This is a genomic window from Pseudomonas sp. NPDC089743 (assembly GCF_044748785.1).
In the GTDB taxonomy this organism is placed as follows: domain Bacteria; phylum Pseudomonadota; class Gammaproteobacteria; order Pseudomonadales; family Pseudomonadaceae; genus Aquipseudomonas; species Aquipseudomonas putida_X.
Window position 1 is genome coordinate 31,174 of record NZ_JBIVGS010000009.1, and the last position, 25,538, is coordinate 56,711.

Consider the following 25,538-nt stretch of genomic DNA (forward strand, 5'->3'; position numbering starts at 1 on the left):
TATTCCTGCAGACATTTCCCACGTAATTCAGAGGTTTTCACCTAAATGGCAGCAGTAATGGTCGGCCAATTCCACGCCCGTGACGCCGAAGGCCGTATCTACCCCGTCCACGAGTTCCAAGAGTCCACCCTGCAGGCCGACGGCAGCGCACTGGGCGCGCCGGTTACCACCTATCGCTTGGCCATCGGCGATCGCGTCAACCACTTGGGTGAAGACCGCTTTGAACTGGTCCAGACGGGCGTCGAGATCATTCGCATTCCTTGACGCAATCGACCGTATAGCTTCCCGACTCATTCTGCAGGCCGTGAACATCGGCGACGAAACCGGGAAAATCGCTGTTGAAGGCCCGGGCAAACGCCAGGTAGTCGAGGATCGGGCGGGTCGCTTCGGTGAACCGTTCCCCCGGCATGATCAGGGGGATGCCCGGCGGGTATGGCACCAGCATGACTGCCGAGACGCGGCCGAGCAATGCCTCGATCGGTACCGCTTCCACCTCACCGCGCACCATATGGTCGTAGGCTTGGGCAGGGCTGAGGGCGACTTCCGGCAGGCGTCCGAACAAGCCTTTGAGCTGCTTGGCCGTGGCATTGACCCGATAGCATTCATGCAGCTGGCGGCACAGGTCGCGCAGCCCGAGGCCGTGGTAGCGTGCCGTGTCGACTGCAACGATGCTCGGCAGGCACTGGCTTAGCGGGGTATTGCCATCGTGATGGCGTTTGAACTCCAGCAACTCGGTCAGCAATGTGCTCCACTTGCCCTTGGTGATGCCCATCGAGAACAGCACCAGGAAGCTGTAAAGGCCGGTCTTCTCCACCACCAACCCGCGCTCCCATAGAAACTTGCTGACCACTGCCGCCGGGATGCCCTGCTCGTCCAACACACCGTCGGCTCGCAACCCCGGCATCACCAAGGTGACCTTCAGCGGGTCGAGCAACACATAATCGCCCGCCAGTTCGCCAAAGCCATGCCACTGCGCGCCGGGTTGCAGCAGCCAGTCCTGCGCCGCGAGCTGGTCGATACCCTCAGCCCCCGGCGGCTGCCAGATGCTGAACCACCAATCGGGGGCAGGCATATGTGCATGCAAGTTGGCCAGGGCGCGACGAAAGCTCAGTGCCTCGTCAAACATCTCTTGCAGCAGCGAGCGCCCTGCAGGCCCCTCCATCATGGTCGAAGCCACATCCAGAGAAGCGAGGATGCTGTATTGCGGTGAGGTGGAGATATGCATCATGAAGGCTTCATTGAAGCGATCACGGTCCAGCTGGCGCTGGGCGCCGTCCTGCACGTGGATCATCGACGCCTGGCTGAAGGCAGCCAGCAGTTTGTGCGTGGAGTGCGTGCTGAACACCAACGGGCTGCCCTCGGTGCAGGCCGTACCCATCGCATAGCGCCCGGTGAAGAACTCATGGAACGCGGCGTAGGCGAACCAGGCTTCATCGAAGTGCAGCACCTCGGCGTTGCTACCCAGAGCCTGCTTGATCAGCCCGGCGTGGTAGCACAGCCCGTCATAGGTTGAATTGGTCACCACCGCCAGTTTGATGCGTGGTTCGCGCCCTTTGGCCAAAGGGTTGGCGCGCACCTTGGCCTGGATCGACTCAGCGCTGAATTCGCTGAGCGGGATCGGCCCGATGATGCCAAGCTCGTTGCGCTCCGGGGACAGGTAAATGGGAATGGCGCCCGTCATGATGATGGCGTGGACCACCGACTTGTGGCAGTTACGGTCGACCAGCACCAGGTCATCACGGCCGACCATGGCATGCCAGACGATCTTGTTGGCGGTGGAGGTGCCATTGATCACGAAGAAGGTATGGTCGGCGCGAAAATTGCGCGCCGCCCTGGCTTCAGCCGCTGCCAAAGGCCCCGTGTGATCGAGCAGCGAGCCCAGTTCTGGCACCGAGACGGACAAGTCCGAACGCAGGGTATTTTCGCCGAAGAATTGATGGAAAGCTTGGCCCACCGGGCTTTTGCGATAGGCCACGCCACCGCCATGGCCGGGCGTGTGCCAGGAATAATTGGACTGCGCAGTGTGCTGTACCAGGGCCTTGAAGAACGGCGGCAGCAAGCCGTCGAGGTAGTTGTGGGCAGCACGTGCTACCTGGCGGGCGAGGAATGGCACGGTGTCCTCGAACAGGTAAAGGATGCCGCGCAGCTGGTTGAGCTCGCTCATCGCTTCAGCGGGAGCGTTCTCCAAGGTGACCTGTTCGCCCAGGGCGAAGATTGGCAGGTCAGGCGCACGCTGGCGGGCCAGGCGGATCAATTCGGCCATGTTCTGCAGCAGGTGGGTGTTTTCGCCAACGCCTTCGGCGGCGATCAGCATGCAGGCCAGCCCATGATGAGTGGCAGCGACCAGGCGCGCTTCGGCATTGTCTGCGGCGGCAAGAATGGCGAAGCCGTCCTGGCGCAGTTCCTCGGCAATCCCCCGCACGCGCTCGCCGGCTACGCTGTCGGCCTTGATGGCGCGGTGGACGATGAGGATGGGGAACTTGAGGTCCTTGTACATCAGGCTGCTACCTCCGAAGGACAGAGCGTCTCTCACAGGGTAGTAGAGCCTGGTGTTGTCAGTGCGGCCCTGTCGCAGGCACGCCGTTTCCTGTACGGGCCTGCAGTTCAGTAAAGAGCCTGTGGGCTTACCGGCGACAAGGCCATGGCAGGCCGAGCATCAACCGGCTGGCGTTTCGGTCAATGCCTGCCACATCGACGGCCCGCCCGCCGATTTGGCGATCGCCGCCAACCGCTCTGCATGCGCCTCCAGCTCCTCGGCACTGGCCATGATCACCCGCCCAGGCGCACGCCCGGTGATCCGGCGGATCTCGCTGCCACCACTGCCCTGCCCTTCAGCGTCACCGTCAGCCCCATTGCCAGCCAGCGAAAGGCTGGTCTGGCCACCGGTCATCGCCAGGTAGACGTCGGCCAACAACTCCGAGTCAAGCAACGCGCCGTGCAGTTCACGGCCGGAGTTGTCGATGTCGTAACGCTTGCACAACGCGTCGAGGCTGTTGCGCTGCCCCGGGTGCCGGGCGCGGGCCAGCAGCAGGGTGTCGAGGATGGTGCAATGCTGCGAGATGTCGGCACGGTCACGCTGGCCGAGCAGGGCGAACTCGTTATTGATGAAACCGACGTCGAACGCGGCGTTATGGATGACCAGCGTGGCACCCTGAATGAATTCGAAGAATTCCTCGGCTACATCGCCGAAGCGCGGCTTGCCGACCAAAAAAGCGTCGGTGATGCCGTGGACGTTGATCGCGCCCTCGTCACTCTCGCGGTCCGGTTGCAGATAGACGTGGAAGTGGCGACCGGTCAGGCGCCGGCCAATGACCTCGACGCAGCCGATCTCGATGATCCGGTGGCCTTCACTGACCGGCATGCCGGTGGTTTCGGTATCGAGAATGACCAGGCGTTTATCTTGCTGCTGCTCCACGCGGGGCGCTCCAACTTGCATCAGTTACAAAGCCGAGGATTGTACCCCAGCTCAACGTTTGGCGCGCACCTCGTCGACGCCACGGTTGGCCAACTGGTCAGCGCGCTCGTTGCCGGGGTGGCCGATGTGCCCGCGCACCCACTTCCAGGTGACCTTGTGGCGGTTGACCTGCTCGTCGAGCTGCTGCCACAGGTCGGCGTTCTTCACGGGCTCTTTCGCGGCCGTCTTCCAGCCGCGCTTCTTCCAGTTGACCATCCACTCGTTGATGCCCTTCATCACGTACTGCGAGTCGGTGGTCAACACCACCTCGCATTCGCGCTTGAGCGCCATCAAGCCCTGGATCGCGGCCATCAGTTCCATGCGGTTGTTGGTGGTTTCGCGCTCGCCGCCCCACAGCTCCTTTTCGACGCCCTTGTAGATCAACAGGACGCCCCAGCCACCAGGGCCAGGGTTGCCCTTGCAGGCACCATCGGTATACAACTCGACGCTATCGCTCATGTACCACTCATGTTCAGTGCTTTTCGGTATCCGGGCTGACCGCGGTGCGGTTGACCTTGGCCAGGGGCAAAGGCAGCAGCTTGCCCATCGGCTCGCGGCGCTCCTGGCGCAGCGGCCTCAGGCCGACCACCATCTTGCGCGCTACCAGCAGGTAAACCCCGCCACCGGAGCTCTGCCAACCGCCCGCCACCCGTTCCCAGCCCGCCAGGCGTTGTTGCCAAGCCGGTGAGGCAAGCGGCGGACGATAGCACCCGAAGCGGCGTTTCTCCAGCGCGAAGCCCAGCAGGTTGAGCCAGTCACCCACCCGTGACGGCGAGATGCAGCGGGCCTTGCGCAGCGCGCCATGGCTGAAGAAGTGGCGTATGCCCCAGCTGCTCCAGGGGTTGATACCGACGATCAGCAGATGCCCACCGGGGCGTACGGCACTGGCGGCCTCGCGCAGCAAACCATGGGGCGACAGGCAGAAGTCCAGGCCGTGTTGCAGCACCACCACGTCGGCGGCGTGCTCGCTCAAGGGCCAGGCCTGCTCTTCACAGACGATCTCCACCCCCGGCAACGGCGCGCCCAGGCGCACGTTGCGCTGGACCTGAGGGGCGCTGGGCGGTGCCTCGGCGCAGGGGCCATAATGCACCAGGTAACCACCGAAGAAGCGCCCGAGCTCCTCCTCCAGCAATTTTTCCTCTTCTTTGAGCATCAGCTGGCCGAGCGGGCCGTGGAACCAGTCACGGGCCAGGCTGATCAGCTCGACCCAGGCCGGGTCGGCCTGGGCAAAGGGTTGGTCGGTCATTTGCGCTCTCCCTCGAAGGTTCTCGCACCGCGCCATCGCGGCTAAGATGCCCTCATGTGCCACGCTTGGCGATACGGATCCACACCATGATACAGATCGATGCGCTCCCCGCTTTCTCCGACAACTACATCTGGTTGTTACAGGATACTGCCAAACGCCGCTGCGCGGTGGTCGATCCTGGCGATGCCGGACCGGTGCAGGCCTGGCTGGCCGCCCATCCTGACTGGCTGCTGGAGGATATCCTGGTCACCCACCACCACAATGACCACGTCGGCGGAGTCGAGCAGCTGAAAGCGCTGACCGGAGCGCGCGTCTGCGGCCCCGCCAACGAGCGCATCCCGTGCCGCGACCTTGCATTGGACGAGGGTGACAAGGTGACCGTGCTGGGCGTGACCTTCCAGGTCCTGGCAGTGCCGGGGCATACGCTGGGCCATATTGCCTTCTTCAGCGACCAGCCCGCGACGCCGGTGCTGTTCAGCGGCGACACGCTGTTCGCCGCCGGCTGCGGACGGATGTTCGAGGGCACGCCGGAGCAGATGCAGCCCGCCCTCGCCAGGTTGGCCGCGCTGCCGGAGCGTACCGAGGTGTACTGCGCCCACGAGTACACCCTGAGCAACTTGCGCTTCGCCAAGGCTGTCGAGCCGCAAAATCCGCACGTTCTGCAGCGTTTCGATGATGTTAGCCGGCTGCGGGCCGACAATCGCATCACATTGCCATCAACCATCGGCCTGGAACGGCTGACCAACCCGTTTTTACGTACCGCTGAAACATTAGTTAAACAAAAAGCTGACGAATGGAAGGGACATTCAAACACCACGCATGTCGCTGTTTTTGCTGCCTTGAGGTCTTGGAAGGACACCTTCTGATAACCTGAAGATATATCGCAACATGCGCTGCAAGGTTGACCCGGCGGGATGCGGTTTCTAGAATCGCCGAAATTTTTTGCCCGGATACCCGTCCCCGCCGATGTCTTCCCCAAGCCGCAGAACCGCTCATTCAGTCGCCCTGACGCGCCTGGCCCAAATCAGTGCGCTGGCGCTGGCCGCCACCCTGGTGGGCTGCCAGAGCACCCGTCAGCTCGACGAATCCGATAGCGTTCGCGCGCACAGCTACCAGGCGCGGATCAAACACAAACCCGCTCCCCTCGCGGTCAAACCGGCCGAGCAGGCGCCCCAGGATGTGTGGGAGCGCATGCGCCAGGGCTTCGCCCTGCAAGACACCATCGACGTCAACCCGCGCATCGAGCAGCAGCGGCTGTGGTTTGCCAGCAACCCTTCGTTCCTGGAAAACGCCGGTGAGCGTGGCAGCCTGTACCTGCACTACATCGTCGAGCGCCTGGAAGAACGCGACATGCCGCTGGAGCTGGCCCTGTTGCCGGCGATCGAAAGCGCCTACAACCCCATGGCCTACTCGCGCGCCCATGCCGCAGGCATGTGGCAGTTCATCCCCTCCACCGGGCGCCACTTCAACCTGCGCCAGACCAATTTCTACGATGGTCGCCGCGACATCACCGCATCGACCAATGCCGCACTGGACTACCTGAGCCGCCTGCACGACATGTTCAATGGCGACTGGCTGCTGGCGCTGGCCGCCTACAATGCCGGCGAAGGCACCGTCAGCCGGGCGATCGAGCGCAACGAGAAACTCGGCCTGCCAACCGATTACTGGAACCTGCCCCTGCCGCAGGAAACACGCGACTACGTGCCCAAACTGCTGGCCCTGTCGCAGGTGGTGCTGACCCCCGAAGCCTACGGCGTGAATCTCAACCCGATCGCCAACGAGCCCTACTTCGAAGCCGTCGCCATCAAGGACCGCCTGGACCTGTCGCGGGTTGCCGCCTTCGCCAACATAGACGAAGACGAACTGATCCAGCTCAACCCGGCCTTCAAGAAGCGCATGACCGTGGATGGGCCCAAGCAATTGCTGGTGCCGACGGCCAAGGCGCAACTGCTCTCCGACAGCCTGTCCAACCTCAAGCCTGAACAACTGATCAGCCTGCAGCCGAACAAGGCCGTGTTCGCTCGCGCCGTGGCTGAAGCCAAGGCACCTGCCAGCGCCCGCAGCTACCGCGTGAAGCGCGGCGACAGCCTGAGCACCATCGCAAGGGCCAACCGGGTTTCGGTCAAGGATATCCAGCGCTGGAACAAGCTCTCGGGTAGCCGGGTAAAGGCCGGCCAGGTGCTGGCGTTGCGTGGCGGTAGTGCGGCGGGCAACCGGGTGGCGGCATCCTCCAAGCGCTCGACTAAGTACAAGGTCCGCAAAGGCGACTCACTGTATCTGGTGGCGAAACGGTTCAACGTCGAGATGAAGCACCTCAAGCGCTGGAATCCGCGCAGCGGGCATGCCCTCAAGCCAGGCCAGACCTTGACCGTCTACCTGGGGCATTGATCTGAATCGGGGCTGCTTGGCAGCCCCTCGATCTCCTTCCAGCCACACCCTTTTTCCAACCCCGCCAAGCTGTTACTGTAGCCCGACCAAAGCCCAACGCCTCTGGATCGGATGCCGACTTGATACGTCCCCTCCTGCTGTCACTCAGCCTGGCCTTGAGCTTTCCCGCAGCCGCGATGGTGAGCGAAAGCCACGGATACGCGCAGTTCGGCACGCTCAAGTACCCAGCGACATTCACCCATTTCGACTGGGTCAACCCGCAAGCGCCCAAGGGCGGCACCTTGCGCGCTATGGCATTGGGTACGTTCGATACGCTCAACGCCTATACCTTCAAGGGTTCAAGCCCAGTCACAACGCCGAACTTCCTGCAGTACGGGGTCAACGAGCTCAACGAAACGCTGATGGTCGGCACCGGCATGTACGACCCTTCCGGCGACGAACCCACGTCCAGTTACGGCCTCATCGCCCGCTCGGTGGAGTACAGCGAGGACCGTAGCTGGGTGGTGTTCAACCTGCGCCCGCAAGCGCGCTGGCATGACGGCAAACCGATCACCTCGGCCGACGTCGCCTTCTCTTATTACACGCTGCTAAAAGGCGGCCACCCGATCTACCGCACCAATCTGCAGGAAGTGCAGCGCGTGGATATCCTGGGCCCGTTGCGCATCCGCTTCGTATTCAAGCGCGCTGGCAACCCGCTGCTGATCCTGCGCCTGGGCGAGATGCCGGTGCTGCCCAAACACTACTGGCAAGGCCGCGATTTCAAGGCCACCACCTTCGAGCCGCCTCTGGGCAGTGGCCCCTACCGCATCACCCAGGTGCAGCCCGGCAGGCGCCTGGTGTTCGAGCGGGTGAAGAATTACTGGGGCAAGGACCTTGCGGTGAACCGCGGCAAGTACAACTTCAACCGCGTCGAATACGAGTTCTATCGGGACGCCACAGTCGCCTTCGAAGCCTTCAAGGCCGGCGAATTCGACATCTATATCGAGCATCAGGCAAAGAACTGGGCCAACGGCTACAACTTCCCGGCACTGCGCCGTGGCGAGGTGATAAAGGCCCAGATCCCGCACCGCATCCCGACCCAGACCCAGGGGTTGTTCATGAACACCCGCCGGCCCACCTTCAGCGACGCCAGGGTACGCCAGGCGCTGGGCCTGATGCTCGACTTCCAGTGGACCAACCGCGCCCTTTTCAGCAGCGCCTACCGCCGCTCGACCAGCTACTACCCCAATAGCGAGTTTGCCGCCAGCGGCTTGCCCACGGGCAAGGAGTGGCTGCTGCTGGCGCCGTTCCGTGACCAATTGCCGCAAAAGCTGTTCACCCAACCCTATCAGGTCAGCCACACCGAGGGCCGCGGCATCAACCGCCAGACCCTGCGCCAGGCGCTGAGCCTGCTCGGCGACGCCGGCTGGAAGCTCGACGGCCAGCGCCTGGTCGACGCACACGGGCAGCAGCTGCGCATGGAACTGCTGCTGGTGAACCCCAACCTCGAACGCATCTTGCAGCCCTATGTCGAAAACCTGGCGAGCATCGGCATCGATGCGCGCTTGCGCACCGTGGACCGTGCCCAGTACAAACAACGCCTGGATCAGTTCGACTTCGACATGATTCTGATGACCCTGAGCCAGACCTTGAGCCCCGGCCTGGAACAGTGGCTGTACTTCCATTCCAGCCAGGCTGCGACCAAGGGCAGCAAGAATTACGCGGGGGTCAGGGATCCTGTGGTCGATCACCTGCTCGACACCCTGCTCGCCGCACGCACCCGCGATGACCAGGTCGCCGCCGCCCGCGCCCTGGACCGCGTGCTTTCCTGGCAGTACTACATGATCCCCAACTGGTATCTCGACAATCACCGCCTGGCCTACCGCAACCGGTTCGGTTTCGTCACCACACCGCCCTATACCCTCGGGCTGAATACCTGGTGGCTAAAGACTTCGGAGAAAGCCCAATGATGCCAACGTACCGCCTGCGCCAACTGGCAGGCAGCCTGCTGCTTGCCTGTCTGAGCCTGCCGGCCATGGCCGCGCCGCAACACGCACTGACCCTTTATGATGAAGCGCCGAAATACCCGGCCGACTTCAAGCACTTCGACTACGTCAACCCCGACGCGCCCAAGGGCGGCACCTTCCGCCAGTCCAGCTTCGGTGGTTTCGACAGCCTCAACCCCTTCATCAACAAAGGCGTGGCCGCCGAAAACGTCGGTGCCATCTACGACACTTTGATGCGCCAGAGCCTGGACGAGCCCTTTACCGAGTACGGCCTGGTTGCCGGCAAGATCGAAAAGGCCCCGGACAACAGCTGGGTGCGCTTCTACCTGCGCCCCGAGGCACGCTTCCACGACGGCCACCCGATGCGCGCCGAAGACGTGGTATTCACCTTCAACGCCCTGATCAAGGACGGCGCACCGCTGTACCGCCAGTACTATGGCGATGTCGCCGAAGTCGTCGCCGAAGACCCGCTGCGTGTGCTGTTCAGGTTCAAGCACAAGAACAACCGCGAGTTGCCGCTGATCCTTGGCCAGTTGCCGGTACTGCCCAAGCACTGGTACGAAGGCCGCGAATTCAACCGCGGCAACCTGGAAATCCCGCTCGGCAGCGGCCCGTACAAGATCACCGAGGTCAAGCCCGGTCGCTCGATCCGCTACGAGCGGGTCAAGGACTACTGGGCCAAGGACCTGCCGCTCAACCGCGGCCAGTTCAACTTCGACGCCATGACCTTCGACTCCTACCGCGACAACACCGTCGCGCTGGAAGCACTCAAGGCTGGCCAGTTCGACTATGGCCTGGAAACCAGCGCGAAAAACTGGGCCACCGCCTACAACGTTCCCGCTGTACGCGATGGCCGCCTGATCAAGGAAGAATTGCCCAACGGTAACCCCACCGGCATGCAAGGGTTCATTTTCAACCTGCGTAAACCGGTGTTCCAGGACATCCGCGTGCGCCAGGCGCTGAGCCTGCTGCTGGACTTCGAGTGGACCAACAAGCAGTTGTTCAACGGCGCCTACACCCGCACCGGCAGCTACTTCGAAAACTCCGAAATGGCCGCCCGAGGCCTGCCCTCGCCTGCCGAGCTGAAGATACTCGAGCCGCTGCGCGGCAAGATTCCCGAACAGGTGTTCAGCGAGGTCTTCCACAACCCGGTCACCGACGGCAGCGGCATGATCCGCGAACAGCAACGCCAGGCTTACAAATTGCTGATGGACGCTGGCTGGAAGATCGTCGACGACAAGATGGTCGACAAGAACGGCAAACCGGTGACCATCGAGTTTCTGCTGGCCCAAACCGAGTTCGAGCGCATCCTGCTGCCGTTCAAACGCAACCTGGCCGACCTTGGCATCGACTTGAACATCCGCCGCGTCGACGTCTCGCAATACATCACCCGCCTGCGCTCACGTGACTTCGACATGATCGTCAGTGGCTTTGCGCAGTCCAACTCCCCAGGCAACGAGCAGCGCGAGTTCTGGTCCAGTGCGGCGGCTGACAACCCCGGCAGCCGCAACTTCATCGGCCTGCGTGACCCGGCCATCGACCAGCTGGTCGAAGCACTGATCAACGCCGACTCCCGGCAAAGCCTGATCGACCACTCCCGCGCCCTGGACCGGGTGCTGCTATGGGGCTACTACGTGATCCCCAACTGGCACATCAAGACCTGGCGCGTGGCCTACTGGAACCACATCGGCCACCCCGATGTTTCGCCCAAGTACGACATCGGCATCGACACCTGGTGGATCAAGCCTGACGTGACGCCAGCCGTGTCCGAAACGCCCGCTCAAGAGGCCAACTGACATGCTGGCCTACATCCTGCGTCGTCTGCTGCTGATCATCCCGACCCTGTTCGGCATCCTGGTCATCAACTTCATCATCGTCCAAGCCGCCCCCGGCGGCCCGGTCGAACAGATGATCGCCAAGCTCGAAGGCTTCGAGGGCGCCACCAGCCGGATCGCCGGCGGTGGCGCCGAGGTCTCCGTGGCCGGCTCCAACTACCGCGGCGCCCAGGGCCTTGACCCGGCGCTGATCGCGGAAATCGAGCGCATGTACGGCTTCGACAAGTCGCCCCCCGAGCGTTTATGGATAATGGTCAAGAACTACGCCCAACTGGACTTCGGCGAGAGCTTCTTTCGCGACGCCAAAGTCATCGACCTGATCGCCGAAAAGATGCCAGTGTCGATTTCGCTCGGGCTGTGGAGCACCTTGATCATGTACCTGGTGTCGATCCCCCTGGGCATTGCCAAGGCGGTGCGCCACGGTAGCCACTTCGACGTCTGGACCAGCTCAGCGATCATCGTCGGCTATGCCATCCCGGCGTTTCTGTTCGCCATCCTGCTGATCGTGCTGTTCGCCGGCGGCAGCTACTTCGACTGGTTCCCGCTGCGCGGCCTGACCTCGAACAACTTCGACGAGCTGTCCACGACCGGCAAGGTGCTCGACTACTTCTGGCACCTGGTGCTACCGATCACCGCCTTGGTGATCGGCAACTTCGCCACCATGACCCTGCTGACCAAGAACAGCTTTCTCGACGAGATCAACAAGCAGTACGTGGTCACCGCCAAAGCCAAAGGCCTGAGCCGCTCACGGGTGCTCTACGGCCACGTGTTCCGCAATGCCATGCTGCTGGTGATCGCAGGCTTCCCTTCGGCGTTCATCGGCATCTTCTTCACCGGTTCCCTGCTGATCGAGGTGATCTTCTCCCTCGATGGCCTGGGCCTGATGAGTTTCGAAGCGGCCATCAACCGCGACTACCCGGTGGTGTTCGGCACCCTGTTCATCTTCACCCTGCTCGGGCTGGTGGTGAAACTGATCGGCGACCTCACCTACACCCTGGTCGATCCGCGCATCGACTTCGCCAGCCGGGAGCACTGACATGGCCTTGTCCCCTCTCAACCGTCGGCGCTTCGAGCGCTTCAAGGCCAACCGACGCGGCTGGTGGTCGCTGTGGCTGTTCCTCATCCTGTTCGGCCTGAGCCTGGGTGCCGAGCTGATCGCTAACGACAAACCGATTGCCGTGCGCTACGACGGCGAGTGGTTTTTCCCGGCCTTCAAACGCTACCCGGAAACCACCTTCGGCGGCGAGTTCCCACTGGAGGCCAACTACAAGAGCCCGTATATCCGGGAGCTACTGGCCAAGAAAGACAGCTTCGTACTGTGGGCCCCGATCCCGTACAGCTACCAGAGCATCAATTACGACCTGCGCGTACCCGCCCCTGCGCCGCCCTCGGCGGACAACTGGCTGGGCACCGACGATCAGGGCCGCGATGTGCTGGCGCGGGTGATCTACGGCTTCCGCATTTCGGTACTGTTCGCCCTCACCCTGACCATCCTCAGCTCCATCATCGGCGTCATCGCCGGTGCCCTGCAGGGTTTCTACGGTGGCTGGGTAGACCTTGCCGGCCAGCGCTTTCTGGAGATCTGGTCCGGTTTGCCAGTGCTGTACCTGCTGATCATCCTTGCCAGCTTCGTACAGCCCAACTTCTGGTGGTTGCTGGGCATCATGCTGCTGTTCTCATGGATGAGCCTGGTTGACGTGGTGCGCGCCGAGTTCCTGCGCGGGCGCAATCTCGAGTACGTGCGTGCCGCCCGTGCCCTGGGTATGCGCAATGGCGCGATCATGTATCGGCACATCCTGCCCAACGCCATGATCTCGACCATGACGTTCATGCCCTTCATCCTCACCGGTGCCATCGGCACCCTCACCGCCCTGGACTTCCTCGGTTTCGGCCTGCCACCGGGCGCGCCGTCGCTGGGCGAACTGGTAGCCCAAGGCAAGTCAAACCTGCAGGCGCCATGGCTGGGCATCAGCGCCTTTGCCGTACTGGCGATCATGCTGAGCCTGCTGGTATTCATCGGCGAATCCGCCCGCGATGCCTTCGACCCGAGGAAGTGAGATGAGTGAACAGAACCTGATCGAAGTGCGCGACCTGGCGGTAGAGTTCGTTACCGGCGAACAGGTCAACCGTGTGGTCGATGGCATCAGCTTCGACATCCGCAAGGGCGAGACCCTGGCGCTGGTCGGTGAGAGCGGTTCGGGCAAGTCCGTTACCGCCCACTCGATTCTGCGCCTGCTGCCCTACCCGCTGGCACGCCACCCCAGTGGCAGCATTGGCTACGAAGGCAAGGACCTGCTGCAGCAAGGTGAGAAGGCCATGCAGAAGATTCGCGGCAACCGCATCGCGATGATCTTCCAGGAGCCGATGACCTCGCTGAACCCGCTGCACTGCATCGAGAAGCAGATCAACGAAATCCTGCTGCTGCACAAGGGCCTCACCGGCAAGCAAGCCACTGCGCGCACGCTGGAGCTGCTTGAACTGGTGGGCATTCCCGAGCCACGCAAACGCCTGAAGGCCCTGCCCCACGAGCTGTCCGGTGGCCAGCGGCAGCGGGTGATGATTGCCATGGCCCTGGCCAATGAGCCGGAACTGCTGATTGCCGATGAACCCACCACTGCACTCGACGTGACCGTGCAGTTGAAGATTCTGCAACTGCTCAAGGAACTACAGGCGCGGTTGGGCATGGCATTGCTGTTGATCAGCCATGACCTGAACCTGGTCAGGCGCATTGCCCACCGTGTTTGCGTGATGCAGCGCGGGCAGATTGTCGAGCAGGCCGATTGCGCAACGCTGTTCAGCGCGCCGCAGCACCACTACACGCAGATGCTGATCAATGCAGAACCCAGCGGGTTGCCGGCGCAAACCGCAGTGGGTACGCCACTGCTGGAAGTGAACGACCTGAAGGTATGGTTCCCGATCAAGAAAGGCTTGCTGCGCAAGACGGTCGACCACGTGAAGGCCGTGGACGGGATCAACTTCAGCCTGCCCCAAGGGCAGACCCTGGGGATCGTGGGTGAGTCCGGATCGGGCAAGTCGACGCTTGGGCTGGCGATCTTGCGCTTGATTTCCAGCCAAGGGGGCATCCGCTTCCACGGCCAGGCACTGGAAGGCTTGAACCAGCAGCAGGTGCGGCCACTGCGACGCGGGATGCAAGTGGTGTTTCAGGACCCCTTTGGTAGCCTGAGCCCACGTATGTGTGTGGCGGACATCGTCGGCGAGGGGCTGCGGATTCACAAGATTGGTACAGCCGCGGAACAGGAAGCGGCGATTATCGCGGTGCTGGAAGAAGTCGGCCTGGACCCTCGCACCCGCCATCGCTACCCGCATGAGTTTTCGGGCGGGCAACGTCAACGTATCGCCATCGCCCGGGCGCTGGTGCTCAAGCCGGCGTTGATTCTGCTGGACGAACCGACCTCTGCGCTGGACCGTACGGTGCAGCGGCAGGTGGTGGAATTGCTGCGCAACCTGCAGCAGAAGTACAACCTCACCTACCTGTTCATCAGCCATGACCTTGCCGTGGTCAAAGCGTTGAGTCACCAACTGATGGTGATCAAGCATGGGCATGTTGTGGAACAGGGCGAGGCCCGGCAGATCTTCCATTCACCCCAGCACGCTTATACGCAGCAACTGTTGGAGGCAGCGTTTTTGCGCCACGACAGCTGAGGGTGACTGCCTTCGAGCGCCAGCGCGTGCGTCGCTGTCAGCACTGCCCTGGTTGCAGATGCTGACAGCGCCACGCAGGGTGCACCGGGCCAGAAGTGTTGGCCTGAGAAGGCCCAGCGCTAACGCCCCCCCATCGCGAGACGAGCCCCTCCAGCAGCTACGCAAGCGCAGCGCTGGAGCTAGGCAGCCCGTACAGTGGTGCAAGCGCTCCGGATCAGAAATCAATCGTGCCCGAGAACTTCACCAACCGCGGATCGCCCTGGGTCATGTAGCCACCATTGGCTGAAGCCCAGTAGTTCTTGTCGGTAAGGTTTTCCACGTTCACCCGCAGGGTCAGGTCCTTCTCGGCGACTTTCAGCTTGTAGCGTGCACCGGCATCGAAACGGTTCCAGGTCGGCAGGCTGAGGTCGTTGGCGGCATCGACGTATTGGCCGCCGGTGCGCAGCATCCGGGCATTGAGTGCCAACCCTGGCACCCCCGGCACATCCCAGTCGACACTGGCGTTCAGCTGGAAAGTCGGCACGCCGATGGCGTGGTTGCCGTCATTGGTACCGTTGGCAGTCTTTTTCTGCTCCGACGCCATGCGGGTACCGCCGGCCATCAGGCGCAAACCTTCGATCGGTTCGCCGTAGACACTCAGCTCCAGGCCTTTGTTGACCTGCTCGCCATCGCGAATGTAGGTAGTGCCCTCGGTATAGCCATCGGACGGTTTTTCAATGCGGAACACAGCCAGGTTCGCGCCGTAGGTCTGCTTATCGAGCTTGATACCTGCCTCAAGTTGCTTGGTTCGGCCAGGCGGGAACATCTGCCCGGCATTGACAGTGTTCGCCGGCGCCGTCGGGCCTTGGGCCAAGCCTTCGATGCGGTTGGCGTAAACCGAGATGCTGTCGGTGGCCTTGTACACGATCCCATAGACAGGCGTAGTCACGCCCTTTTCATAAGCAGGACCGTTACGGCTTCCGTCATTGGCCGGGTTGGCGACGCCATTGAAAGTGGTACCGTCATAGAAATAGTTTTCGATGCGCAGTTGCTGACGACGCACCCCGTAAGTGAGCAACAGACGGTCATCGAACATGCCCACCGTGTCGGAAATAGCGATGCTGCGGTTACGGGTCTTGCCGGTCACACCGGGGTCACCCATCTCACCACCGGTGAGGTAGCCGTCGGTTGGCTTGGGCAGCGTGACCTTGTCGTAGATATTGGTATTGCCAGGGACTGGGCGATAAAAGGTGTAGGCGTTTTCCGCCTGCGTCCACAGGGTATTGGCGCCCACGGCAATCTGGTGGCTGAACGGCCCGGTCTGCAGGCGGCCATTGAGGCCGGCGCTGAAGCTGGTGTTGTCTTCGCCGTGGACGATATCCGAACCGGAGAGCGTAGCCGTGCCGCTATTGCCCACCAGCACCGGCGTGCCATAGGTGCCATGCTCGCGGGTATGGCGCGCACCACCCGCCAGATAGGCGGTCCAGCTCTCGTTCAGGTCCCATTCGCCACGAATCATGCCGAAGGTATCTTCCGACTCGCTGTAGCTCCAAGCCTGGCCGTAGTTGTGGCTGGCATCCGGTGCGGTTGGCACCTGGGTGGCGGTGCCTGGGCGCACTGAGTTGCGCAGGTGGTTGATACGCTGCTTCTGGTAACCGAAGTCGGTGGAGATGCGCACCGTGTCGCCGCGGTAGTCCAGGCCGGCAACGAATAGCTTGGTCCGCTGGTCCTGATCGTCAACAGCGGTTTCACCTTCACGCTGGCTGAGGTTCAGCCGCGCGCCAAAGCGGTTGTCTTCGCCGAAGCGCTGGCCGATGTCCAGATGCTCGCCGATGCGCCCATCAGCACTGATGTCCTGGGTGTAACGGCGGGTAGGAACATCGCCAGCACGCTTGGGTTGCAAGTTGACGTTACCACCAAGGCCAGTGCCGGTCGGGCTCACACCATTGAGAAACGCATTGGGCCCTTTGAATACTTCAACACGCTCCACACCGTCGGTAGACATGATCTGGCGCGGCAGAATGCCGTAGAGGCCGTTGAAAGAGATGTCATCCCCTGCCAGCGGCAGCCCGCGTATCACGAAGACCTTCGACTGGTTGCCGAAGCCGAACGACTCGCGCACGGACGGGTCGTTGGCCAGCACGTCACCGATGTCCTCCGCCTGCTGGTCTTCGATCAGCTTGGAGGTGTAGCTGGTCAGGGTGAACGGGACGTCCATGTTGTCCTGATTGCCCAGCACGCCCATGCTGCCGCCGCGGGCGACCTGGCCACCGGCAAACGCCTCGGGCAGCGCGCCGGGGGTGGGCTTGACGGCGTCGGCGTTGACGTCAGTGGCGTCGAGCTGAATAGGCTCGGCCGCTTGCGCCATCAGCGTTACGGAACAGCAGAGCGCCAGCATGGCTGGGCGCGATGGGAAGCGAGACGCCATCGTACAAATCCTGACAAAGAATTGTGAGTTAGAGTGATGGCGTGAATGATAATGCTTCCCATATATGAGCATCAACCTGAAACAAGGCCAAATGCCATCTATAGGACCAGTGGCATTCCGAGCCGTCACAGCGCGAGCAAGCCACCGATGCCTGGGGTTGGATTGCAGCGCCCGCGCAGACCGCTTTTCAGCTAAAAATACTCAGGCCTGAACAGCCCGGCCCACCGCGGCTTCGCTGTCAGCCACCATCCCCTCCCGCATCCGCTGCGCATCGCGACTGAAACAGCGCGACGCGGCCAACAGAAACACCATGGTCAACATCAGCGCCACCGGTATCAGGTACATCGCGTCGTGCAACCCCTGGGCCTTGAACGCCTCGCTCATCAGTACCTCCCCCGCTGCATCCATGGCGGCGACGGCGAAATGGTCCGACAGCCCACCGACCACCACCGGCCCCAAGCCACCGCCCAGCAGATAGAGGCCGGCGAAATACAGCGCCATGGCCGTGGCGCGCAAGCGAGGCTGCACCACGTCCTGGATGGCGGTGTACACGCAGGTGTAGAAGTTGTACGAAAACAGCCAGCCCACGCCGAACAGCGCCACGAACAGGCCCAGCTCGATCCGCCCGGCATGCAGCGCCCAGGCGGTGGCCAGCGTGGCGACCAGCATGCTCGACACAGCGAACATCAGCCGGCCGTTGGCAAAGCGCTGATGCACCTTGTCGGCCACCCAGCCACCCAGGGTGAGGCCTACCAGACCGGTCACACCGACGATGACCCCGGTGGCCACTGCGGCTTGTTGCAGTTGCAGCTCGAAGTACCGCTGCAGCATGGGCACCATGAACGAGTTGCAGGCGTACGACGCAAAATTGAACGTAAGGCCCGCGAGCACCAGCCAGGCGAAGGTGGGCACGCTGAGTACGCGGCGCAGGGGCCGGTCCAGTGGCGCCTGGGAGACGGCTACGGTTTCGGCCGCACCGCGTGCGGGTTCGCGGATCAGGAACAAAAACAACGCCAGCACCACACCCGGCACGGCGGCGATGAAGAACGGTGCGCGCCAGCTGCCGAAGGCCTGCACCATGGCGCCAATGGTGAAGAAGGCCAGCAACAGGCCCAGCGGCAGGCCGAGCATGAAGATACCCATCGCCCGTGCCCGCCGCTCGGCAGGGAACAGGTCGCCGATCAGCGAATTGGCGGCAGGCGCATAGCTGGCTTCGCCGATGCCCACCCCCATGCGCACCAGCAGGAAGCTCCAGAAGCTGCCGACCATGCCGTTGACTGCCGTCAGCCCGCTCCACGCCATCAGGCCCCAGCCCATCAGCCGGCTGCGCGAGCCGGTGTCGGCCAGCCGTGCCAGTGGCAGGCCGGCAATGGCATAGACCAGGGTAAAGGCGGTGCCGATCAGGCCGATCTGGAAGTCGCTAAGGTGCCACTCCAGGCGTATCGGTTCGATGATGATGGCGGGTATGGTGCGATCGAAGAAATTGAACAGGTTGGCCAGAAACAGCAGCAACAGGATGCGCCAGGCGTTGTTCGCTTGGATGGCGGTCGGCATCGTCAGGTCCCTCTTTATTGTTGTTCGGGGCTTCCAGCACGCCACACGAATCTAGAGGGCCAACAGCTGTGCGTCTGCCACCATTGACCGCGCTGATACCGAGCGATGCCCGCTGAACGGTACGCCGGCCCGGCTCAACGCAAATCCTGACTCACTCGCTCTACAGCGTTCACCACACCCGTCGCGCCCTGCAGGATCACGCCAATCGCCTCACCTGCCTGCGAGGCGAGCTGCAGGCTCTGCGTGGCGTGACTGCGGCTGGTTTCTATTTCGCCCACGGCCTGGCTGGCGAGGGTCTGGTTATGCGCCACCACCGAGACGATCTCATCGGTAGCGGTGCTGGTGCGCGCCGCCAGCTTTCGCACTTCGTCGGCTACCACGGCAAAGCCCCTGCCCTGCTCGCCGGCGCGGGCCGCTTCGATGGCTGCATTGAGCGCGAGCAGGTTGGTCTGCGCCGCGATGCCGCCGATGGTCTGCACGATCGAGCTGATCAATACCGATTGCTCACCCAGTGCAGTGATCGTCGTGCCGGCCGATTGCAGTTGTTGGGTCATGCCCTGCATGGTCTGCTCCACTTGCTGCACCACCGCCGCGCCCTCGGACGCTCCGCCCACGGTGTCGCGCGACACCTCCAGCGCCATCTGCGCAGCCTGCCTGATAGCCTCTTCGCGTTGGACCTGTGCGGTCACCACCGAGGCGAATTTCACCACCCGCACCCGTTTGCCCTGGGCGTCGTTCACCGGGTTGTAACTGGCTTCCAGCCACACTTCCTGCCCGTGCCGGTCCAGCCGGCGGAAGCGGCCAGTGACGTAGCGGCCGGTGTTGAGCGTTCGCCAGAATTCTGCATAAGCCGGGCTGGCGGTGTCTTCTGCGCAGCAAAACATCCGGTGATGCTTACCCACCACTTCATCGAGGCGGTAGCCCATGCCCGCCAGGAACGTGTCATTGGCGGCCAGCACATTGCCTGCCAGGTCGAACTGGATGACCGCGCTGGAGCGTAACAGCGCGTCGAGCAGCGCCTGGTTCTCCCGGGCCAGCCCGACCTCTTGCGACACGTCGCGCCCGAATGCCCGTACCTCGCATACCCGCCCTTGTGCATCCAACCGCGGATACCAGCCCAGGCGCCACCACGCCGACTTGCCATTGGCCGCGCTCAGGCTCATGTCATCGTGCACCGGCACACCCTTGGCAAGCGCGCTGGCCAACCCGCCCAAGGCCTGGGCGGGAAGCCATTGCTTCAAGGAGGTGCCGGCCAAGGCATCCACCGTCACGCCGAACGCAGCCGCACTGACGAGGTTGCAGTCGAGGATCCGCCAATCGCCGTCGAGCCGCAGAAAAAAACCGGCCTGCTCTATCTGCTCCAGGCATTGCCGAAGGCTTTCCAGTTCGCGTTCACGCTCGGCGAGCGTGGTTTTCAATTGCCGGTTGAACATGCTGGCTACCTGCTGAGGATAAGCGACGAATAAGTCAAATCAGGACTGCGACCAGCGAAGCCGGTTGTTGCAGTACCACGTCTGGAAGGCGGCCAGTGGCATGGGCCTTGCCAGGTAATAGCCTTGCGCCTGGGCACAACCCCAGGCCTTGGCACAGGTGAGCTGTTCAGCGGTTTCGATGCCTTCGGCCACCACCTGGTAACCGAGCTGGTTAGCCAGCCCCACCAGCGACTGCACCAGCAGGAGGTCCTTGGCACTGTGCGCGGCCTTCTGGATCAACGAGCGGTCCAGTTTCACCAGCGTGGCAGGAATGCGGCTGAGGTAAGCCCAGTTGCTATAGCCGGTACCAAAGTCATCGATGGCGACGTCGACCCCGGCCTGACGGGCGCGCAGCAATTGCCGCCGCACTTCTTCGGGTTGCTCGATCAGCACGCTTTCCGTGAACTCCAGCTGCAGGCGCCCCGGCGCGATGGCCCTGCGCTGGAGCTCGGCGAGCAAGGCGTCCATGAATGCTGCGCTCTCCAGGTCGCGCGCGGTGACATTCATGCTGATACGTAAGTCTGGCGCCTGAGCGTGTTGCAGGATGTTCAACACCGCGTGCATCACCCACAGGCTGATCGACGCTATCAGCGCGGTTTTCTCGGCCAGGGCGATGAACTCGGCAGGGGAAATATCTCCCAATTGCGGGTGGCGCCAGCGCAACAGCGCTTCAGCGCTGTTGCACGTATGGCCTTGCAGTTCGACGCGCGGCTGCAGGTGCAGGCTGAGCTCGTCATCGCGCTGCAGCGCCGCCCCCAGTGAGGTCAGCAGGGAGAAGGCCCTGCGCTGTGCCGCGTCCACCTCCGGCTGATAGTGCGCGCAGCGCCCAGGGTTGCCACGGGCCGCGTCGGCGGCGCCGACCGCACGGCGCAACCAGTCAAGGCTGCCATCGTCGTCGCAGCGGCTGACCGGTGAAATACCGACCGCGGCATCCAGCAGGACAGGAATCTGATGACACAGCACAGGGTCGCTCAGCACACCGATGACCCGCGCGCACATTGCCAGCGGGTGCTGATGCACGATGACGGCAAACCGGGTGGGGCTGATTTTGTACAACGCCAGATCGGAGTCAAGCTGGCTGACGATCAGGTCTTTTACCTGAAGGGTAAGGTCGTGGGCGAAGTTGTAGCCCAACACCTTGATCATGTGCGTCAGCACCTGCGCCGGCATGATGTCGAACACCACCACGGTCAGGGCATCATGGCGTTCAAGGCGCGTCTGCACGTCGCATTCCAGTTTCACCCGGTTGAACAGCCCGGTCGGCTGGTCGTAGAAATTTCGACGACGTATGCCGGCAATGATCTGCACTGCCATGTCGGCGAACGCCTGCAACATCCCGCGCTGGGCATCATCCAAGGCCGCACGCGGGGCCGTATCGATGATGCAGAAACTGCCAATCGCGACCTGCTTGTCTACCAGCAGCGGAGCGCCGCAATAGTAGCGAATGCCGGGCGCACCGGTGACCAGTGGGTTGTCGGCAAAGCGCGGGTCCAGCGTCGCATCCAGTACTTCCAGCGGCTGCGCCTGAAGAATGGTGTGGGCACAGAACGCGACATCCCGCGGCGTACTGTCGGCCTCCAATGCAGTCTTGGCCATGAACCACTGCTGGCACTCACTTACGATCGAGATCAGGCATATCGGCGCACTGAAGTACCGTCCGGCCCATTCGACCAGCGTGCGCAGCTCGGTGCTGCAGTCCTGGTGCGCAACACACCACTCGGCGACCGCGGCCAGGCGCTGCTCTTCGTTGGACGGCACCGGGGCGACATTCATGTTCATTTCACCTGCCCCGATCGGAATGGTAACTAGGTTATGGCAATAGGCTATTGCTGAGACTCGATCACTCCCTTGAACGTTCCGCGCTCCTGCGAGGAATTCAACAGTACCGACAAAACCTGTACAAATCCAGATAGCTGTACAGTTTTTTTTGATGGCAGGAAAGACCTATCCGCCGTGAATGCGGCAAATTCAGCGCTGCATACCTGTACAAAATTAAATTAGCGTACAAAGGAATGAACGGTCGCGCCCCAGGCTGCGCCTGGCAAAAAGCGCGAATGGAGGCGCTGTCGCTGCAACTGGCGGGTTGCTGCGACTATTCAGAAAAGGGGAGTAATGGAGGGGGTGATTCGGTTTGCGCTTCAACTGACGTTCAGCTTGCCTGGCAACGGCCCTAGGAGGAAGGCGCAACCAGCCTGTATCCGACCCCGGCCTCGGTGATGATGAACCGCGGTGCGGTTGGATCATCGCCCAGTTTCTGCCGCAAATGCCCCACGACAATCCGCAGATAATGGGTGTTCTCCACGTGTGTCGGGCCCCAGATATCCTTGAGCAACTGCTGCTGGGTAATGACCCGCCCCGGATGCCCGGCAAGTTGCGCCAACAACGCGTATTCCTTGCGGGTCAGTGCCACCTCTGCGCCCTCAAGCGTCACCTTGCGAAAGGCGAAGTCCACGGTCAACGGCCCAAAGCTCGCGGTCACCTCGCCCCCACCCGCTTGCGGCACCTGGCGCAACAGCGCACGGACCCTGGCCAAAAACTCCTGGATGCCGAACGGCTTGGTCACATAGTCATTGGCCCCGCCATCCAGCGCATCGACCTTTTGCAGTTCGCTGGCACGCACCGACAGCACCAGCACCGGCACCGCACTCCACTCGCGCAACTCGCGCAGCACATGCTGCCCGTCCATGTCAGGCAAGCCGAGGTCGAGCACCACCAGGTCAGGCTTGGCCAAGGCAGCCTGAGCAAGCCCTTCGCTACCGGTGGCCGCCTCGATTACCTTGTAGCCTTGTGAGGCCAGGCTGATGCGCAGGAACTTGCGGATCTGCGGTTCATCGTCAATGACCAGGAGGGTGGCGGACTGGCTCATGGGGTTTCGCTTTCGGCTTCGGGTTGTTGGGGCAAGGGCAAGCATAGAGTGATGCAGGTGCCATGGCCATCGATGCCTTCGCTGACCAGGATCTGCCCACCATGGGCACCGATCATGCCCTGGCAGATCGCCAGGCCCAGGCCGGTGCCCTGCCCGCCACGGTCGCCGCGGGCTGCGGTGTAGAACATGTCGAAGATTTTCTCGCGCTCGGCCACGGGGATACCAGGCCCTTGATCGCTGACCGCGAAGCGCAATTGCTCTTCGTGCACCGACACCTGCAGTTCGAGGCGGCCTTGGGCAGGTGAGAAGCGGGCCGCGTTCTCCAGCACGTTGATCAGCGCCTGTTCGATCAGCGCGGCGTGCACGAACAGCAACGGCAGCTCGGCGGGCACCTCGGTGTGCACGCGCAGCGGCGCGAGCACCACGCGAAGGCGGTTAAGGGCACTGCCGACGATATCGGCCGGGGCGACCCAGTCGCGGGCCAGCTTCAGGCCGCCGTGGCCCAGGCGGGTCATGTCGAGCAGGTTCTGGATATAGCGGTCAAGGCGCTCGGCTTCGTTGCGGGTGCCTTCCAACAGTTCGCGGCGGTCTTCGGTGGGGATGGCCTCGCCCAGCGCCAGCAGGCTGTCGATACTGCCACGCATGGCGGTCAGCGGTGTGCGAAGGTCGTGGGACACCGAGGCCAGCAGCGCACTGCGCAACTGCTCGGTCTCGCCGTGCAGCCGAGCGGCTTCCAGTTGCTCGGCCAGGCGAGCCCGGGCCAGCGCCTGGGCCAGCGGTTGACCAAGTGCCATGAGCAGCCGGCGGCGCTGGGCACTGAGAGGTTCGCCGGACTGGGGGCGCACACCGAGCAGGGCCAGGGGATGATCGTCGACGATCAATGGCCACCACCACCAGCGGCCGTTAGGCAGGGTGTCGCTGCCATGGCCAGCGGCCTGCCCATGCTGCCAGGCCCATTCGGCGGCGGCGCGCTCGTTGTCGCTCAGGGCCTGAGCCTGGCCGCTGGCCACTTGCAACTGCCCTTCAGGGTTGCGTTCGAGCAGGCACACGTGCACGTCCTGCCAGCCATTGAGGTGCTGGCCGGCGGCGTTGAACACGGCTTGCCGGTCGGTGGCGACCGTCAGCCGCCGCGACAGGTCGAGCAACTGGTTGGTCTGCGCCTGGGTTTCGCGAAGGGCCTGCAACTGCCGGCGCTGACGCGCAGCGAGGTTGCCGGTAAGCGCAGCCATCAACAGGAAGAACACCAGCGTCAGCACGTCTTCTTCGCGCTGAATGCTGAAGGAGAAATTCGGCGGGATGAACAGGAAGTCATAGGTCAGGAACGACAAGGCGGCACAGGCCAAGGCCGGGCCCAGGCTGCTGCGCACCGCAACCAGCAATACGGCGGCCAGGAACACCAGCGAAATATTGGGCAGCGCCAACACGCTCGACACCGCCCAGGACAACCCCGTCGCCAGCGCGGTGGCAGCCAGTGCCAACAGATAGTGGCGCCATACCCACACCCGTCGCACGGTCGAACGTGCCGGGGCCGGCTGAACATCGCGGTCGAGCACGTTGATTTCAAGCCCGTGGCTTTCACGCAGCAACCGGGCAGCCACGCCTGCACCGAACAGGCGACGACGCAGGCGGTCCCGAGACTGGCCTACCAGCACCAGGCTGGCTCGGCGCTCGACGGCATGCTGGATCAGCGTGCGTGCCACCTCGCCTGCGCGCAGCAGCACCACTTCCCCGCCCAGGCGTTCAGCCAGTTGTTGCGCCGCCTGCAAACGCTGGCGTGCGGTTTCGTCGCGCAGCCGCCCGTTGTCCACATGCACCAGGCTCCAGGGCAAATGCCGACGCTGCGCAACCCGGCTGGCATGGCGCACCAGGCGTTCGGCCTGGTCGTCACCCTCGACACCCACCAGCAGACGCCCGCGCAGTGCCGGCGCCTCTTGGCCACGCTGGCGGTAGCCATGGGCCAGGTCGGCATCGACCTGTGCGGCGGCGGCCTGCATGGCCAGCTCACGCAACGCGGTGAGGTTGGTCTGGGAAAAATAGGCATCGATCGCAGCCCGAGCCTGCTCGGGCACATAGACTTTGCCCTCACGCAGACGTTCGAGCAGCTCGCGCGGCGGCAGGTCGATCAGCACCAGTTCGAAGGACTCCTGCAGCACCCAGTCCGGCAGGGTTTCACGCACGTGCACACCGGTAATGTCGCGCACCTTGTCGTTGAGGCTCTCCAGGTGCTGGACGTTGACCGTGGTGTACACGTCGATCCCGGCGGCTAGCAGTTCCTGAACGTCTTGCCAGCGTTTGGCGTGGCGGCTGCCCGGGGCGTTGCTGTGGGCCAGTTCGTCGACCAGGGCCAGATCCGGGGCGGCCTTGAGCAGGCCGTCCAGGTCCATTTCTTCCAGGGTGACACCACGGTATTCGCTGCGCAGCAGAGGTTGCTGGACCAGGCCAGAGAGCAGTGATTCGGTTTCGGCGCGGCCGTGGGTTTCGACTACGCCTGCCAGTACCTGCACGCCTTGGCGCTGTTGGGCGTGGGCCGCCTGGAGCATGGCGTAGGTCTTGCCCACCCCGGGTGCTGCACCGAGAAATACCTTGAGCCTGCCACGCCCTTCGCGCGGCAGGTTGGCCAACAGCGCGTCTGCGCGGGCTGCGTCACTCATGCTTCATCCTTCAATAG

General features: G+C 63.0%; 18 protein-coding genes and 1 pseudogene. 8 read left to right on the forward strand and 11 right to left on the reverse strand.

All coding sequences use genetic code 11. The features are described from left to right. Positions 1 to 45 precede the first annotated feature (45 nt). Positions 46 to 264, forward strand: coding sequence for a hypothetical protein (locus ACIPZC_RS17000; RefSeq protein WP_241807009.1), 219 nt, complete (start codon positions 46 to 48; stop codon positions 262 to 264). Here ACIPZC_RS17000 and ACIPZC_RS17005 read toward each other — a convergent pair. From ACIPZC_RS17005 to ACIPZC_RS17020, 4 genes are all read right to left on the reverse strand, one after another. Beyond that, positions 248 to 2,497 carry an Orn/Lys/Arg decarboxylase N-terminal domain-containing protein gene (locus ACIPZC_RS17005; RefSeq protein WP_400628329.1) on the reverse strand — a complete coding sequence of 750 codons (2,250 nt, stop codon included), beginning with the start codon at positions 2,495 to 2,497 and terminating at the stop codon, positions 248 to 250. The genes ACIPZC_RS17000 and ACIPZC_RS17005 overlap by 17 nt on opposite strands. A gap of 159 nt (positions 2,498 to 2,656) precedes the next feature. Further along, positions 2,657 to 3,415, reverse strand: coding sequence for a DNA polymerase III subunit epsilon (gene dnaQ / locus ACIPZC_RS17010; protein WP_241807011.1), 759 nt, complete (start codon positions 3,413 to 3,415; stop codon positions 2,657 to 2,659). Positions 3,416 to 3,466: 51 nt separating this feature from the next. Continuing rightward, positions 3,467 to 3,913 (reverse strand): ribonuclease HI, encoded by a 447-nt coding sequence (rnhA, locus tag ACIPZC_RS17015; protein ID WP_012315304.1) that lies wholly within the window; start codon positions 3,911 to 3,913, stop codon positions 3,467 to 3,469. 13 nt (positions 3,914 to 3,926) lie between these two features. After that, a complete protein-coding gene (locus ACIPZC_RS17020; protein WP_241807012.1) occupies positions 3,927 to 4,700 on the reverse strand; it encodes a class I SAM-dependent methyltransferase in 774 nt (257 codons plus the stop codon). Between the two features lie 86 nt (positions 4,701 to 4,786). On the opposite strand from ACIPZC_RS17020, the gene gloB reads away from it, so the two are divergent. From gloB to ACIPZC_RS17055, 7 genes are all read left to right on the forward strand, one after another. Further along, positions 4,787 to 5,566, forward strand: a complete 780-nt coding sequence (gene gloB / locus ACIPZC_RS17025) for a hydroxyacylglutathione hydrolase (protein ID WP_400628332.1) — start codon at positions 4,787 to 4,789, stop codon at positions 5,564 to 5,566. A 100-nt stretch (positions 5,567 to 5,666) separates the two neighbouring features. Further along, the gene (locus ACIPZC_RS17030) at positions 5,667 to 7,088 is read left to right on the forward strand and encodes a lytic transglycosylase domain-containing protein (RefSeq protein WP_241807014.1); all 1,422 of its coding nucleotides are present in this window, start codon (positions 5,667 to 5,669) and stop codon (positions 7,086 to 7,088) included. Positions 7,089 to 7,207: 119 nt separating this feature from the next. Then, positions 7,208 to 9,037, forward strand: a complete 1,830-nt coding sequence (locus ACIPZC_RS17035) for an extracellular solute-binding protein (protein ID WP_241807015.1) — start codon at positions 7,208 to 7,210, stop codon at positions 9,035 to 9,037. After that, the gene (locus tag ACIPZC_RS17040) at positions 9,034 to 10,869 is read left to right on the forward strand and encodes an extracellular solute-binding protein (protein ID WP_400628335.1); all 1,836 of its coding nucleotides are present in this window, start codon (positions 9,034 to 9,036) and stop codon (positions 10,867 to 10,869) included. Before ACIPZC_RS17035 ends, ACIPZC_RS17040 begins: the two co-directional genes overlap by 4 nt. Before the next feature lies 1 nt (position 10,870). Beyond that, entirely contained in the window at positions 10,871 to 11,944 is a 1,074-nt protein-coding gene (locus ACIPZC_RS17045; protein ID WP_039603181.1) for a microcin C ABC transporter permease YejB, read from the forward strand. A gap of 1 nt (position 11,945) precedes the next feature. After that, on the forward strand, positions 11,946 to 12,965 hold the full coding sequence (locus ACIPZC_RS17050; protein ID WP_241807017.1) for an ABC transporter permease: 1,020 nt from the start codon (positions 11,946 to 11,948) through the stop codon (positions 12,963 to 12,965). A 1-nt stretch (position 12,966) separates the two neighbouring features. Next, positions 12,967 to 14,571 carry an ABC transporter ATP-binding protein gene (locus ACIPZC_RS17055; RefSeq protein WP_400628338.1) on the forward strand — a complete coding sequence of 535 codons (1,605 nt, stop codon included), beginning with the start codon at positions 12,967 to 12,969 and terminating at the stop codon, positions 14,569 to 14,571. Between the two features lie 214 nt (positions 14,572 to 14,785). On the opposite strand, the gene ACIPZC_RS17060 is transcribed toward ACIPZC_RS17055, so the two are convergent. From ACIPZC_RS17060 to ACIPZC_RS17090, 7 genes and pseudogenes are all read right to left on the reverse strand, one after another. Beyond that, positions 14,786 to 16,978 carry a TonB-dependent receptor gene (locus ACIPZC_RS17060; protein ID WP_400628340.1) on the reverse strand — a complete coding sequence of 731 codons (2,193 nt, stop codon included), beginning with the start codon at positions 16,976 to 16,978 and terminating at the stop codon, positions 14,786 to 14,788. A gap of 201 nt (positions 16,979 to 17,179) precedes the next feature. Beyond that, the gene (locus tag ACIPZC_RS17065; RefSeq protein WP_400628342.1) at positions 17,180 to 18,532 is read right to left on the reverse strand and encodes a spinster family MFS transporter; all 1,353 of its coding nucleotides are present in this window, start codon (positions 18,530 to 18,532) and stop codon (positions 17,180 to 17,182) included. Positions 18,533 to 18,666: 134 nt separating this feature from the next. Beyond that, entirely contained in the window at positions 18,667 to 19,173 is a 507-nt protein-coding gene (locus ACIPZC_RS17070; RefSeq protein WP_400628469.1) for a methyl-accepting chemotaxis protein, read from the reverse strand. A 30-nt stretch (positions 19,174 to 19,203) separates the two neighbouring features. Then, positions 19,204 to 19,965: pseudogene (locus ACIPZC_RS17075) on the reverse strand (PAS domain-containing protein); the annotation flags it as partial. Between the two features lie 39 nt (positions 19,966 to 20,004). Then, positions 20,005 to 21,777, reverse strand: coding sequence for an EAL domain-containing protein (locus tag ACIPZC_RS17080; protein WP_400628344.1), 1,773 nt, complete (start codon positions 21,775 to 21,777; stop codon positions 20,005 to 20,007). Between the two features lie 397 nt (positions 21,778 to 22,174). Then, positions 22,175 to 22,870 (reverse strand): response regulator, encoded by a 696-nt coding sequence (locus tag ACIPZC_RS17085; RefSeq protein WP_241807023.1) that lies wholly within the window; start codon positions 22,868 to 22,870, stop codon positions 22,175 to 22,177. Then, positions 22,867 to 25,521 carry a DUF4118 domain-containing protein gene (locus ACIPZC_RS17090; protein ID WP_400628346.1) on the reverse strand — a complete coding sequence of 885 codons (2,655 nt, stop codon included), beginning with the start codon at positions 25,519 to 25,521 and terminating at the stop codon, positions 22,867 to 22,869. Before ACIPZC_RS17090 ends, ACIPZC_RS17085 begins: the two co-directional genes overlap by 4 nt. Positions 25,522 to 25,538 lie beyond the last annotated feature (17 nt).

Coding starts and splice junctions, on each gene's coding strand:
- ACIPZC_RS17050 (WP_241807017.1), top strand. CDS start 11,946: ATGGCCTTGTCCCCTCTCAACCGTCGGCGCTTCGAGCGCTTCAAGGCC.
- ACIPZC_RS17040 (WP_400628335.1), top strand. CDS start 9,034: ATGATGCCAACGTACCGCCTGCGCCAACTGGCAGGCAGCCTGCTGCTT.
- ACIPZC_RS17045 (WP_039603181.1), top strand. CDS start 10,871: ATGCTGGCCTACATCCTGCGTCGTCTGCTGCTGATCATCCCGACCCTG.
- ACIPZC_RS17070 (WP_400628469.1), bottom strand. CDS start 19,173: ATGGCGCTGGAGGTGTCGCGCGACACCGTGGGCGGAGCGTCCGAGGGC.
- ACIPZC_RS17090 (WP_400628346.1), bottom strand. CDS start 25,521: ATGAGTGACGCAGCCCGCGCAGACGCGCTGTTGGCCAACCTGCCGCGC.
- ACIPZC_RS17085 (WP_241807023.1), bottom strand. CDS start 22,870: ATGAGCCAGTCCGCCACCCTCCTGGTCATTGACGATGAACCGCAGATC.
- gloB (WP_400628332.1), top strand. CDS start 4,787: ATGATACAGATCGATGCGCTCCCCGCTTTCTCCGACAACTACATCTGG.
- ACIPZC_RS17030 (WP_241807014.1), top strand. CDS start 5,667: ATGTCTTCCCCAAGCCGCAGAACCGCTCATTCAGTCGCCCTGACGCGC.
- ACIPZC_RS17080 (WP_400628344.1), bottom strand. CDS start 21,777: ATGAATGTCGCCCCGGTGCCGTCCAACGAAGAGCAGCGCCTGGCCGCG.
- ACIPZC_RS17005 (WP_400628329.1), bottom strand. CDS start 2,497: ATGTACAAGGACCTCAAGTTCCCCATCCTCATCGTCCACCGCGCCATC.
- ACIPZC_RS17055 (WP_400628338.1), top strand. CDS start 12,967: ATGAGTGAACAGAACCTGATCGAAGTGCGCGACCTGGCGGTAGAGTTC.
- ACIPZC_RS17000 (WP_241807009.1), top strand. CDS start 46: ATGGCAGCAGTAATGGTCGGCCAATTCCACGCCCGTGACGCCGAAGGC.
- ACIPZC_RS17020 (WP_241807012.1), bottom strand. CDS start 4,700: ATGACCGACCAACCCTTTGCCCAGGCCGACCCGGCCTGGGTCGAGCTG.
- ACIPZC_RS17065 (WP_400628342.1), bottom strand. CDS start 18,532: ATGCCGACCGCCATCCAAGCGAACAACGCCTGGCGCATCCTGTTGCTG.
- ACIPZC_RS17060 (WP_400628340.1), bottom strand. CDS start 16,978: ATGGCGTCTCGCTTCCCATCGCGCCCAGCCATGCTGGCGCTCTGCTGT.
- rnhA (WP_012315304.1), bottom strand. CDS start 3,913: ATGAGCGATAGCGTCGAGTTGTATACCGATGGTGCCTGCAAGGGCAAC.